Raw genomic sequence first — 12,782 nt, forward strand, 5'->3', positions numbered from 1 at the left:
GCCGTCATGCGACTCCCGGCGCGGTTGCCGGGGCTGCTTCGCGACGCCCGCGCCCTATGCCGAGGCACATGAGCGAGGCGAGCAGGCAGAAGGCGCCCGCGACCAGGAACGCAAAAAGATAGTCGCCGAAGTCGTCGCGGATGATGCCGGCGCCGAGCGACGCGGTCGCCGCCCCAAGCTGATGGCCACAGAAGATCCAGCCGAACATCACGCCGGCGTGCTCGCGCCCGAAAACGTCCGCTGTGAGCCTGACCGTTGGCGGCACCGTTGCGACCCAATCGAGCCCGTAGAATATCGCGAAGACCGAAAGGCCGTAGATCGAGACGTCGAATGAAAAAGGCAGGTAGAGGAGCGACAGGCCGCGCAATCCGTAATACCAGGCGAGCAGCATGCGATTGTTCCAGCGGTCGGAAAGCCACCCGGATGCGAGTGTGCCCACGAAATCGAATGCGCCGATGATTGCCAGCAGTCCCGCGGCCTTGACCTCGGGTATCCCATGATCGATGCAGGCGGGAATGAGGTGCGTGCCGATCAGGCCGTTCGTGCTGAGACCGCAGATGTAGAAGGTGCCGAAAAGGAGCCAGAAATCCCGGCTGCGGATACCGATCATGAGGGCGGATATCGCCATTTGCGCAGGGTTTAGCCCGCCCTTCTTGGGCCTGGCGGCAACGCCCGGCTCGCCCAGGCGGTTGAGGCCGATATCAGCGGGATGGTTTCGCATGAGGAAGCCGATGAGCGGCAGCATGAGAAAGCCGAACGCGGCGACCGCCAGGGCCGCTGTGCGCCAGCCGTGATCCTCGACGATCTTCGCAAGAAGCGGGAGGAAGATAAGCTGCCCCGTCGCGTTGCTTGCGGTGAGCATGCCCATCGCTAGTCCTCGGCTCCGGGTGAACCAGCGATTGACGACCGTGGCGCCGAGTGCGAGCGCCGTCATCCCCGTTCCGCCGCCCACGACGAATCCCCATAGCAGCATGAGCTGCCACGGCTGCGTCATAAGCGTGGTCAGTGCGACGCCGATCGCAACGAGGGTTACCGCATACATCATCGTGCGCCGCGCACCGAGGTATTCGACCAAGGCGGCCGCGAACGGTCCCATCAATCCAAACAAAACGAGGTTGATTGAAACGGCGGAGGAGATCGTGGCCCGCGACCAGCCAAACTCCTGCTGGAACGGAACGATGAACACGCCCGGTGTCGCGCGTGTCGCGGCGGCCGTCAGCAGCGTCGTGAATGTGACGCCCAGGATGGCCCACCCATAATGAAACCGCCCATGGGCAAGCCTGGCGGCGATTGGCAATGGGGCGGATGACATCGATGGCTTGTCCTTCTCGGGCCGGGGTTCGCATCAAGCTAGGTGCGGCGGCGTCGACGGTCAAATCACGAGGGGTATGCGCGCCGGTGCTGACGATTTTGCTTGTCGCCCGCCGAGTGTCGGCATCGCCTGAGCTGGCCGCAACGACATAGCGCCAACCATTTCTGCCATTTATTCCAGTGAGAAGGCCGGAAAACCGCGATTTTTAAGATTTGTCGAATTCCAGCCCACGTCTCAGCCCAGATATGAGAGCCGAAATTGGGCGACTTTGGGCGATTAATGACGGCTTGCGAACGCGTCATCGAGGCCATATTTCTGCTCAGCCAATCCAAGCGGGGTTCCCATGCCACTCACAGGCCGCTTCGCACCGCCTTGGCCGTTCGACTCAATGGCTGAGCATGACGAATATTGGGGTGCACTGAGGGCAAAGGTTAAGGCGTTCCAAGATGACGTTCGCGCGGGTCGGGCACCTCGTCAGCCCGGCCCAGGCGTCTATCTCATTGACCCGCCGTCCTTGCTTGCGTCGACAGCGCGGTGGCGGTCATATACCGAGGACCTTCGGCAATCCCTGCGTGCCGACCGTGACAGCGCACAGCTTAAGCGCCACTTCTTACGTGCGTTGGAAGAGATCGCCGCAAGGCAGTTCCAGACCTGGCGAACGACCCCACCCAACTCGGACGACTTCCCCAACCTTGTAGTCTGGACCTACCGCGAGTAGCCCGTCGGACGAGACGCGCGTTTGATGGTCCGTGCGCGCCTTTTTTGAGATCGCGCCCGTTGGCGGATTTTGAATCGAGGCCATGGCGGCACACCCCCAATAAGGGTAATCCAATGCACGAGGTAATGCGGTTTATCACGTCCCCACGGTTCGGATGGGTTAGTCGCCCACGATTGAGGGCAGAATATACTGATTAAGCAGCACTGATTCCGGGAATTGCACGAAGCTCATGCCGTGTATGAGCCACGCGCTAACGAAAACGACGAGATCCTTCTCGGGAACCACGATCAGGCGTTGGCCAGCCCAACCGAACGCACCGACCCAACTGATTTCGTGCCCATTGATCAAGGATCGGCCGAGCCACCACTGATAGCCGTAGAGATAGCTGTCGGGCCCGTTGTTATGCGGCGTGATCGATTGAACGATCCACGTTTCTGGGACGAGCTGGCGATTTCCCCAAGCGCCGTGGTTAAGCACGAGCTGGCCGATTTTCGCGGTGTCCCGAGGCCGCAGCAAGAGCCCGTTATTGGCCTTCGGATTCCCGTTGGGCCAGCGTCGCCAGTCGACGTCCTCGATACCGAGGGGGTCGAGGAGTTCCTCTTTCACGAGTATGTCGAGCGGCCGCCCGGCCGCCCGATGCAGGATTTCGCCGAGCAGTTCGGTGTCGCCGCTATTGTAATTAAAGCTGCGGCCAGGCGGCAGCAGGACGTCGCGTCCGAGAACATAGCGATAGGGGTCGGCGGCTTTCGCGATTTCGTCGTCGCTGTCGAAGGGCGGAAACCACTCGTGCCAGTCGAGCCCGTCGGACATCGTGAGCAAATGGCGCACTTGGATTCGGCTTTTGGCGGGAGTGATGAGATCCCCATCCTCGGGAAAGTACGAGGCGACCGGCACGTTGAGATCCTTGACCCAGCCGCGCGCAAGCGCAATGCCGAAGGCGAGCGAAACGACACTCTTGGTGGCGGAGAACAGGGGCTGCCTGGTGTTGGCATCGAAGCTCTCGCTGGCGAGTGGCTCGCCAGCACGCTGATCCTGTACGGAAAAGTAGCGCTCGTAGACCAGCACGCCGTGCCGGGCGATGATGATGGCGTTCACCTTGCTCTGCGCTGCGCGACGGCCCATGGGGCAGATCACGGCCGGGTCGAACCCATATTCCTCAGGGGTTCCAACCGACCACCCGTCCTGCCGGTCGGTCGGTCGGTCGCAGTCCGGCCTGGCATCCGTTTGGAGTCCGTCCGCAGCGACGGCTGTTGGCACACCGAGCGCGAGAACAAATGTGATCGCAAGCGCTCTGAACCATGTTTGGGCGGGGGAGTTCCGAGACATTGAGACCTGACGTTCCATCGGACCTTACTGTGGCACTTCTAGTAAAGATGACGACCCGCTCAACCTCATCGAGGCTTATCTCATCGCGACGGCGGTCGTAAAGCTGCGTCGTGCGCGTCGAGGCGTGATTTGCCATAGCCGTCGGACGAGACGGTGCGGCCAATGGTTCGGTGCGAGCCTTTCTGAAATCGCGCCGCTAATAGGGAACATTAAGGGCAAGGCCACCGGCACCCCCCGCGAGCGCTCGTGCCCCGGTACCACCCTATGCTCGACTTTTTTGAACGTGTGATCTGACTCTGTACTCCGGTCAGCCAACAGCGGCGTGTGCGGCCGCTCTTGGGTCCGCCAATATGACGACAGCGCTCCTCACATTGGCGCAGTCGAAAACCACCAGCCGTCTCCCGCCAACCAGCACGTGTCGTTTGGCTCTTCAGGGGGACGACGCAGCGACCGGACAGCCGTGAAGTAGGACACTCGCAACGCCGCTTTCAGTCGCTCCTCAGCCTCGGCGTTGCGGCCGCCAACACAGTCGATTATGCCGGTCCGGCCCGCAAACTGTGCGGCGTAACGCCGAGTCTCGCCGCGTTGACGAGTGATGAGTAGGAAGGCACCGACCCCCTCGGAGATGGTTAGTGGGACAAGGAGGCGGCCGTTCTCAGGCGCGAGAGCGTCGAGCCAGATTAGTGAAAGGTGCGAGACCCCTGCATTCACAACAATCGCGTCTGCGGGTCGGTCGGGACGATATGTGAAGCCGTTTGCGGTGACGATGGCGGTCTGCGGCCAATGCAATGCCAAGTTTTGGCGTGTTCGTTCCGCGAGATGAGGGTCGATTTCGACCCCTGTGACGTGGCCGGTCGGCCCGACGGTCTCGGCAAGGATGGCGGTGTAGTAGCCAGTACCGGTCCCGATATGGACGACATGCTCTCCAGGCGAGAGCCCAAGTTGGTCAAACAAGGAAGCCCATAGGCTGGGTTGACCGTTGTTGAGTCGCCGTTCTTCGTCGATAGCGACCAGAACGTCATGATAAAGATGCGCAGGGTCAGCGCTCTCTGTCGTCCAGTAGTCGGTCGTCCGTACCGGACTCAGAAGACGCCACGGTCCAGGCCCAGCAAAATGCTCGCGTTTCACCGTGGCGAAAGCCTTCACCACAGCGGGTGACTGTACCCGAGCGGTATACCTCAGTTCCTCAGCGAACCATCGCCGGGCCGCATCTACGTCGTCCTTCATCAAGTACCCCAGACAAACCGACGAGGACTGGGCTTATGATTGTCCCCGCGATCATTCTGCCGTTATGCGAAAACGACCTGCGCTTCGCCCAAGCCTTCGATCGAAACTTCGACGTTGTCGCCGCGCCTCGGCCATTGGCTGGCGACCAGACTCCCCGTCAAGATCACGTAGCCCTTCGCGAGCGTGCGGCCCTGGGCGGCGGCATGGTTCGCGAGCCAGGCAAGTGACGCAAGCGTATGTCCGCCCATTACGTCGCCTGCGCGGCCGCTTCCGACTTCCTTGCCTGCGATGCGCATGGTCCCGACCGACCGACTGAGATCGAGACCATGCCAGTCCGTCACGCGCGGCCCCAGCACGCATCCACGGTTCCACGTGTTGTCGGCAATGAGCAGAAGCGGATCGAGCGCGGTGAAGTCAGCGGCACGGTCGTCTGCGATCTCGATGGCTGCCATGCAGGCTCCAACTGCCTCGCGTACACTGTCGGTCGTGTGGGGAGCTCCAGCTGGCCCAAGCTCTGATGCAAGCTCGATGGCGACTTCGCACTCAACAACGGGTCGCACGAACTTCGAGCACGGCAGTTTGGCGCGCAGGCGATGGATGGTCTCGGACATGATGCCGCCCGCCAATGGTTTGTCGACTCCTACAAGCCTCTGCATTACTGGTGTGGTCAGCGCAATTTTTGCGCCCGCAAGTCGGCCTTGATTGGCGCGCAGTAGGTCTAAAAGAGCGACCTGTGCCACGTACGCTTCTTCTGCGTCGTTTAGACGAAGCTCTGGTGGCGGTAATTCGTAAGGTCGGCGCTCCTGTCGTTGACAGAGCAGCCATCGTGCGAGCTCGCGGGCTTTATGCTTCTCGGTCACACGCTCCTCTTCACGCCAAAGTATACCCCGATGGCACCGCGACGGCCGAGCTTGCAGCGCAAGTTCGTTGGAACCGAGCGTCCAAGCATCGACTAACCGCTAAATGGGTCTTCCAGGTCTTGGCGTGAGTTACGACCGACCCCCGGCACCCCCCGCTGTCGCTCGTGCGCGGGTACCACCCTATATTCGAAAGATTTGAGCGCGCGGGAGGGCCTACCCCCATCGTTCGCTGTTGGCGGCAACTCAGAGCAAACCAAGGAACAGGGTAACGAGACACCACCTGTGAGCCGTCGGGATGCCTGCCAACACCCGGTGCCGAGCATAACAGACCACTGGTGCGCGCCCAGCCTTTCGTAGTCACCCTCGTCGCGAGCGAATGAGCGGCCGTCTTACTTCGCGGCAGCCCCCGTGCGACTTTTTCCGATTGTCCGAGGCGGCATGCTCCAACCACAGATTCTCCAACTTCCTGCAGGTCATAGTATCGCACGTGACACTAGATTCAGCGTACGACCCCCTCTCCTTCGAGGGACCCTTAAAAGTCCGCTCTCGCGTTTCCATCTTTTCGGGCAGCGCGAATATTCAATATGTCGATTTGTCCCGCGGGGGACACACATCAGCCTCCAGAATCGACGGAAGACACCGACCTCGATTGCTGGGATGCTCGGCGACGTGGCAGAGGTGACCTGCGGTCCGGGCGACTGAGGTCGCCGCGTCGCGCCTTCGAGCCGTACCGTCAGGTACTGCAGAAACCATTTCTGCCATCTTCCGTAATAACAATATCTTGGTGTTATAATTTTTGATTTGACAGCGGATCGTGAGTATTCCTAGATCGTGCTTGCGCCGATTTGAGCGACAGCTTGCGGGCGCATAAAAAGTGCGGCTAAAGCGTTGGGCAACCCGCCCATTGCGCTGCTGCGGCGGGTCGATTTTCACAGCCCGCCTTGCGAGAATATCGGCATGGGCGCCCCGGTCGCGGCCGGGGCCTGGGAAGGAGGGTTGTGGCATGACGAAGCTTCGATTGGGGTGGAAGATTGTCGCGGCACTGGGGCTGAGCGCGGCAGTATGGGCATTTGGGGCCGAGCGCCCGCTGTTGGCCGCAGAGGCTCCAAGCGAAATTCGCCTCGATTACGCCTATTACAATCCGGTAAGCCTGCTCATCAAGGAGAAGGCCTGGGTCGAGGACGAATTCAAGGCCGACGGCATCGCCGTGCGCTGGGTGCTGAGCCTCGGCAGCAACAAAGCACTTGAGTTCCTCAATGCCGGCAGTCTCGATTTCGGCTCCACGGCGGGGGCTGCTGCACTTCTTGGCCGAATCAATGGCAACCCGATCAAGTCGATTTACGTCTATTCGAAGCCGGAGTGGACCGCTCTAGTCACGACGAAAGAGTCGACAATCGACAGCGTCGCCGACCTCAAGGGCAAACGCATCGCCGTCACCCGCGGGACCGATCCACATATTTTCCTTGTGCGGGCCCTGCAAGGGGCGGGACTGACCGAGAAGGACGTAACACTCGTCCTTCTACAGCATCACGACGGTCGCGCTGCCCTAGACAAGGGCGACGTCGATGCGTGGGCCGGCCTGGACCCGATGATGGCGCAGGCGGAAATCGAGAATGCCGACCGGATTTTCTTTCGCGACCCCGATCTCAACACCTATGGCGTGCTGAACGTTCGGGAGGCATTCGCGACGAGGAATCCACTCCTCGTCGGCCGCGTTCTCGCGGTCTACGAGCGTGGCCGGCGCTACGCTCTCGAGCATCCCGATGAGCTCAAGGCGGTCATCGCGAAGGCAGCACGCCTGAGCGACGCGGTCGCAGCGCGCCAGCTCGAGCGCACGGACCTGCGCGACGCAGCCATCGGAGAGAAACAGCGCCGCACGATCGAGGCGGCGGGTCTGGCGCTCCAGCAGGCCGGTGTCATCGCTTCGGACGTGGATGTGCCCGCGACCGTGACGAGCCTGATCGATCCGCAGTACACGGCGAAACTCGCACTTCACTGATGCAGGGAGTGTCGCGATGATCCCGACGACTCCGCTTCTCGATCCAATCGTCTTTCCCGATCCGCGCCATGGAAGCGGGGCTCACGATTTTTTCGAGCGGTCAATCACGACGACAAGGGACCGCAGCTTCGTGCTCGGGCTCATCGTGCCCGTTGGACTTGCACTTGGCTGGGAAATCGCCGTCGGATTGGGCTGGGCGGAAGGGCGGCTTTTGCCTCCGCCGTCGCGGATTCTGCGCACGTTCGCCGATTTGACGCTGACGGGGGAACTTGCCGGTCATGTGGTCGCGACACTTGGCCGGGTTGGCCTTGGCTTTCTCTTGGGCGTCCTGGCGGGCACTGCGATTGGCGCCCTGACCGGCACGTCCTCCCTTGCGCGGCGGCTATTGGATCCGACGTTTCAGGGCTTGCGCAGCATCCCTTCGATTGCCTGGGTTCCGCTCTTCATCCTGTGGTTCGGTATTTTCGAATTGTCGAAGGTCCTGCTCATCGCCGTCGGCGTATTCTTTCCGATCTATTTGGCATTGTCCGGTGCCATCCTCAATCTCGATCGAAAGCTGGTCGAGGTCGGGCGCGTCTTCCGTCTTTCGCGCCTTGCAATGGTGTGGCGGGTCTTCCTTCCGGCAACACTGCCAAGCTACTTCATTGCATTGCGAACTGGTCTTGGCCTCGGCTGGATGTTCGTCGTCGCCGCCGAGTTCATGGGAGCGAGCGAGGGTCTCGGCTTCCTTTTGACCGACGGTCAAATGACGGGAAACCCGAAGGTGATCCTTGCGAGCATCGTCGCATTTGCATTCCTCGGCAAGCTCACCGACTGGGGCCTCGCGAGACTCGCCGAACGGGTCTTGCGCTGGCAAGACGCCTTCAAACCCTCGGCCTGATACGCTCGCGAAGGGAAATTGGAATATGTTGAACATCCTCCGTCTCGCCAAGCGCTACCCGAATGGTCATCTCGCTCTTTCGGGATTCGACCTCGATGTCGCCGCGGGCGAGATCGTCGCTGTCGTCGGCGGGAGTGGGTGCGGAAAATCGACCCTTCTGCGCCTGATCGCCGGGCTCGATCGAGCGAGTGGTGGAAACGTATCGCTCAACGGCAAAAGCGTCATTGCACCCCATCCGGAAATCGGCCTCGTCTTCCAGGAGCCGCGGCTCATGCCGTGGCTCACAATTCGAGAGAATGTCGGCTTCGGTCTGCGCGACCTGCGGAAGGAGGCGAAGCATGCGCGCGTTGTCGAAGCGCTTTCACGGGTCGGCCTCGCCGATGTTGGCGATCACTGGCCCCGTGAACTCTCGGGCGGCATGGCCCAGCGGGTCAGTTTGGTGCGCGCACTCGTAGCACGGCCCTCGGTCCTGCTTCTCGACGAACCGTTCAGCGCGCTTGATGCCTTGACCCGATACGACCTGCAGGAGCATCTTGTGGAATTGTGGAGTTTTGACCGGCCGACTCTGGTGCTGGTCACCCACGACATCGAAGAAGCACTTTTTCTCGCCGATCGCGTCGTCGTGATGCGCGGCCAACCGGGGCGCATCCATTCGATTTCGGCACCCCATCTGCCGCGCCCGCGAAATCGCGGCGACCAGCAATTCCAATCCTGGAAACAGAGTCTCTTTGCCGAGCTTCATGACTCGGTTCGTGCCGCCCCGGTTGATCGCACCGGAGAGATCGATGAAAATGCCGGGATCGTGCATTTCAAAAAGGCGGTGTGAGCATGGCCAAGGTTTCGACACTGACGGCGGAGGAGCTGAAGGCGCTGCAAGCGCCGATCAAGGAAAAATATCGTGAGACGCCGGCGACGGCAGTCGTGACGTTGCGCGCGAAGGGAACGCTCGACGAACTCGGTGTCGCGTGCCGGGTCGAGACCGGGCGCGCCATCGTGGAAGCCGGACTTCATCCCGCGACGGGTGGGAGCGGACTTCAGGCGTGCTCGGGCGACATGCTGCTCGAGGCCCTTGTCGCGTGCGCGGGCGTCACCCTCAAGGCGGTCGCGACCGCACTCGACTTCAAACTCGGCGCCGGAACCGTATCGGCCGAGGGGGAGCTCGACTTCCGCGGCACGCTGGGTGTTGCCAAGGAAGCGCCCGTAGGCTTTCGCAATATCCGCTTGCGCTTCGAGCTCGATTCCGACGAACCGCGGGAGCGGATCGATCTTCTCACCAAGCTCACGGAACGGTATTGCGTGGTGTTCCAGACGCTCCGCAGCTCGCCACCCCTCGCCCTCGAGGTCAAGGCGCATGCCGGCTGAGTGGCCGTTTTACCGCGCGCACCTGTTGCTGCGGCGGCCGCCACGCTGGCTCACGGCAGTAACTTCGTCCGCAGCGTGAGCAGTATCCCGGCAAATATCAGCGCAGCACTCGCGGCGATATGTAGTGTTACGCGATCGCCGAAGAAAACGACGGAGTAGAAAAAGGCCAATACGGGAACGAGCATGGTGAATTGCCCTGCCGTCGAGGCGGGCATGTCAGTAAGCACCTTGGCCCAGCACCAATAGGAAACCGCAGTGCCGAGGAGTGCGGTGAACGCCCACGCAATGAAAAGCGTGCCCGTGAAATGAACGGGAAGGTGGCCTTCGAACACGAACGACACTGGCAAAAGGGGTACCCCACCCAACAGAATTTGCCAGAACGTCTGAGTCCAAAATCCCGTGCGCCAGCGCCGACGCCGATAAAGCACTGCCCCGGCAGCCCAGCAGAATGCACCGACCAGTATGGCGCCATTACCAATGAGCACGCCACGGTCGCGCCAATCGACGATGGCCGGATCGAAAAATCCGGCAAGCCCGAGCAGCCCGACCAACCCGCCGACGATCTTCATCGGGTGCGGCCGCTCGTGAAGGAGCCAGACGCTGAGCGGAATGGCCCAGAGCGGCATCGTGAAGGTCAATACCGCAGCGCGTCCGGGCTGCATGAATTGAAGCCCGATCATATTGGCGCCAAGGAGTGCGCCGATCTGGAGAAAGCCGCTCCAGGCAAGCATGACGCGTTCGCCCCGTTCGGGTAGGAGCGGGAGCCGCCATGCAAGGAGCAAGATGGCGAGGATCGCAGCACTGCCGAGAAGGCGCGCAACGGTGAAGGCAATCGGCGGCGCCTCCGCGACCGCAAGCTTCAACATCGGCCAGTTGCTACCCCAAAGGAGGATCGTGAAGCCGAGATAAAGAAAGGTCAGCGCGTGCGCGCGACGGGACCGCGATTTCGCCCGCGACTCATCCGATCGATTGTCCACAACGCTTTCCGGCAATTGCCTCTCCGCAAGTCATCCCGATCGACGCCACGAATCGCAACACCCTAACCGACGCGGATCGAAACTGCGAATAGGTCGCTTCACCTGAAATCCGGCCACCGCCGCGCAAGGATTAGGCAATCCTATTTGAACGCCGAGCCCACCTCGGACTGATTTCAACCGACCTCTTTAAGCCGCTGCAAGTCCACACGAGGTGCGGGAACTTCCGCAAGTTCTAAAATACCTTTGGAGCCATGGGGGAACCGCTGGAATGGGTGCGTCAGGCTGCATTTTGGGCGGGCACGGATTGTCGGCGGTTGCACCCATTTGCCAGCCGGGTTAAGGTTTCGTGATAAGAACAGGGTAGCGCCCTCGATCCATCAGCATGCGTCGGGATGCGGCCTTGAGAACAACAGCATAACTGAACAGGGGGAATACCCATGGCAGTTTCGACATCTGCACAAGGCGGTTTTGCGAAGGGGACCAATCTGCCTTTCATCATTGGCGCTTCGTCGGTCGGCACGCTGATCGAGTGGTACGACTTCTATCTTTACGGCGTGCTCGCGGTGTTCTTTAGCAAGCACTTCTTTTCGCCGAGCTTGGACCCGACCGTCGCCCTTATCGCAAGCCTTTTCGTGTTTTGGACTGGGTTCCTGGTGCGTCCCTTCGGGGCGATCGTATTCGGTCACCTCGGCGATTTGATTGGACGCAAGTTTACATTCATGCTGACCTTGCTGCTGATGGGTACGTCGACATTCGTCGTTGGCCTGCTCCCGGGTTACGACGCGATTGGCGTCTTCGCACCGATTTTGCTCGTGACAATGCGTGTGTTGCAGGGCTTGGCCCTCGGCGGGGAATATGGCGGTGCGGCAACCTACATAGCCGAGCATTCACCCGATTCGAGGCGCGGCTTTTACACCTCGTGGATCCAGACGACAGCCACGATGGGTATCGTCCTGGCACTCCTCGTGATTCTTATTTGCAGGCTGCAGCTTGGCGATCAGGCTTTTACCGATTGGGGATGGCGCGTGCCCTTCCTCATTTCGGCGGTCCTCGTCGTCTTGTCGATCTACATTCGCATGAAACTCGAGGAGTCGCCGCTCTATGCGATGCTAAAGGAGCAGGGGAAGGCGTCCTCCAACCCGGCACTGGAGAGCTTTGGCAGCGGCCGAAATTGGGGTTTGATATTGCTAGCACTGTTCGGGGCCACCGCACCGGAAGGTGTCGTGTGGTACACGAGCCAATTCTACGCGCTATTCTACATGACGACCGTGCTCAAGATTAATTATGTGACGGTCTACGTCATCATGATGATAGCGCTTACCGCCGGCGCGCCCTTTTTCATCTACTTTGGCTCTCTTTCGGACCGAATCGGCCGCCGCAACATCATGACGCTCGGCTTCGCGCTTGCCGTGGCCACGTATTGGCCGGTATTCACGTGGTTGGGGACGTTCAAGGACAATCCGGTTGTGCTGACGATTCTCGTCTTCTACATGGTGATCTTGGTCACAATGGTGTACGGCCCGATTGCCGCGTTCCTGGTCGAGCTGTTTCCGGCGCGCATTCGCTATACGTCGATGTCGTTGCCTTACCATATCGGCAATGGGGTATTCGGTGGACTTGTTCCGGCGGCCGGCGCCTCGATCGCTGCGCTGACCGGGATTGCCCTCGGGGGGCTGTTCTATCCGATGGGCATCGCGGCACTTGGTGTCGTCGTGAGCCTTGTGGGTATCCGAGAGCCCACGCACCATGTGAAAATCTGGGATGAGGTGGGCGGCGCACCGCCGCTCGTTCCGGATCAATTATAACGACCGACGCCTGCGGCTGGCGAGACGGGGCGCCAAGCGGCCTCGTCTCGCCGCGACGCATCGACCGCTGGCGGACACGCAATCGCACTCTACGCGGCAGGGTCGGGCGCCGTGCCTCGACGGTGCTGAAGGCAGCACCACGGTAGCAACGCGGCGACGATCGTTTCTGGCGGGGCCCCATGGCCCAGCCGCGCGGGCATTTCGCTCCGCATGCAAACGTGCGGAAACGAGCCAACGCGGTTGCTCCGGCGACGTGGGGTAGGCTACAAAGTGTCCCGATTTCACCGATACCCCTTTCTTCGCCACCTCGAGGGAG

At 61.1% G+C, this 12,782-nt stretch carries 10 protein-coding genes and 1 pseudogene; 5 read left to right on the forward strand and 6 right to left on the reverse strand.

Going from position 1 to position 12,782, the window contains the following annotated elements; all coding sequences use genetic code 11:
* Positions 1-4: 4 nt before the first annotated feature.
* From VEJ16_03505 to VEJ16_03525, 5 genes and pseudogenes are all read right to left on the reverse strand, one after another.
* Entirely contained in the window at positions 5-1,312 is a 1,308-nt protein-coding gene (locus tag VEJ16_03505; protein ID HYB08718.1) for an MFS transporter, read from the reverse strand.
* Between the two features lie 877 nt (positions 1,313-2,189).
* Complete coding sequence (locus VEJ16_03510) at positions 2,190-3,152, reverse strand: serine hydrolase (GenBank protein HYB08719.1); 963 nt, start codon at positions 3,150-3,152, stop codon at positions 2,190-2,192.
* Positions 3,153-3,402: 250 nt separating this feature from the next.
* Positions 3,403-3,495: pseudogene (locus VEJ16_03515) on the reverse strand (integrase).
* A 227-nt stretch (positions 3,496-3,722) separates the two neighbouring features.
* Positions 3,723-4,583 (reverse strand): methyltransferase domain-containing protein, encoded by an 861-nt coding sequence (locus tag VEJ16_03520; protein HYB08720.1) that lies wholly within the window; start codon positions 4,581-4,583, stop codon positions 3,723-3,725.
* Between the two features lie 62 nt (positions 4,584-4,645).
* Positions 4,646-5,194, reverse strand: coding sequence for a fumarylacetoacetate hydrolase family protein (locus VEJ16_03525; protein HYB08721.1), 549 nt, complete (start codon positions 5,192-5,194; stop codon positions 4,646-4,648).
* A gap of 1,252 nt (positions 5,195-6,446) precedes the next feature.
* Between VEJ16_03525 and VEJ16_03530 the strand changes: the two genes are divergently transcribed.
* From VEJ16_03530 to VEJ16_03545, 4 genes are read left to right on the forward strand one after another with little or no spacing between them, the layout of a single operon-like run.
* Positions 6,447-7,442, forward strand: a complete 996-nt coding sequence (locus VEJ16_03530) for an aliphatic sulfonate ABC transporter substrate-binding protein (GenBank protein HYB08722.1) — start codon at positions 6,447-6,449, stop codon at positions 7,440-7,442.
* A gap of 16 nt (positions 7,443-7,458) precedes the next feature.
* Positions 7,459-8,322, forward strand: coding sequence for an ABC transporter permease (locus tag VEJ16_03535; GenBank protein ID HYB08723.1), 864 nt, complete (start codon positions 7,459-7,461; stop codon positions 8,320-8,322).
* A 25-nt stretch (positions 8,323-8,347) separates the two neighbouring features.
* Complete coding sequence (locus tag VEJ16_03540; GenBank protein HYB08724.1) at positions 8,348-9,148, forward strand: ABC transporter ATP-binding protein; 801 nt, start codon at positions 8,348-8,350, stop codon at positions 9,146-9,148.
* 20 nt (positions 9,149-9,168) lie between these two features.
* On the forward strand, positions 9,169-9,684 hold the full coding sequence (locus tag VEJ16_03545; GenBank protein ID HYB08725.1) for an OsmC family protein: 516 nt from the start codon (positions 9,169-9,171) through the stop codon (positions 9,682-9,684).
* A 50-nt stretch (positions 9,685-9,734) separates the two neighbouring features.
* Here the strand turns inward: VEJ16_03545 and VEJ16_03550 are convergent, their stop codons facing one another.
* Positions 9,735-10,676, reverse strand: coding sequence for a DMT family transporter (locus VEJ16_03550; protein HYB08726.1), 942 nt, complete (start codon positions 10,674-10,676; stop codon positions 9,735-9,737).
* Between the two features lie 422 nt (positions 10,677-11,098).
* On the opposite strand from VEJ16_03550, the gene VEJ16_03555 reads away from it, so the two are divergent.
* Entirely contained in the window at positions 11,099-12,466 is a 1,368-nt protein-coding gene (locus VEJ16_03555) for an MFS transporter (protein HYB08727.1), read from the forward strand.
* Positions 12,467-12,782: the final 316 nt, after the last annotated feature.

Source organism: Alphaproteobacteria bacterium, assembly GCA_035625915.1.
GTDB lineage: Bacteria > Pseudomonadota > Alphaproteobacteria > JACZXZ01 > JACZXZ01 > DATDHA01.

Excerpts from the sequence above, each read along its gene's own strand:
- VEJ16_03505 (HYB08718.1), bottom strand. The coding sequence starts at position 1,312 with ATGTCATCCGCCCCATTGCCAATCGCCGCCAGGCTTGCCCATGGGCGG.
- VEJ16_03510 (HYB08719.1), bottom strand. The coding sequence starts at position 3,152 with ATGGGCCGTCGCGCAGCGCAGAGCAAGGTGAACGCCATCATCATCGCC.
- VEJ16_03520 (HYB08720.1), bottom strand. The coding sequence starts at position 4,583 with ATGAAGGACGACGTAGATGCGGCCCGGCGATGGTTCGCTGAGGAACTG.
- VEJ16_03525 (HYB08721.1), bottom strand. The coding sequence starts at position 5,194 with ATGTCCGAGACCATCCATCGCCTGCGCGCCAAACTGCCGTGCTCGAAG.
- VEJ16_03530 (HYB08722.1), top strand. The coding sequence starts at position 6,447 with ATGACGAAGCTTCGATTGGGGTGGAAGATTGTCGCGGCACTGGGGCTG.
- VEJ16_03535 (HYB08723.1), top strand. The coding sequence starts at position 7,459 with ATGATCCCGACGACTCCGCTTCTCGATCCAATCGTCTTTCCCGATCCG.
- VEJ16_03540 (HYB08724.1), top strand. The coding sequence starts at position 8,348 with ATGTTGAACATCCTCCGTCTCGCCAAGCGCTACCCGAATGGTCATCTC.
- VEJ16_03555 (HYB08727.1), top strand. The coding sequence starts at position 11,099 with ATGGCAGTTTCGACATCTGCACAAGGCGGTTTTGCGAAGGGGACCAAT.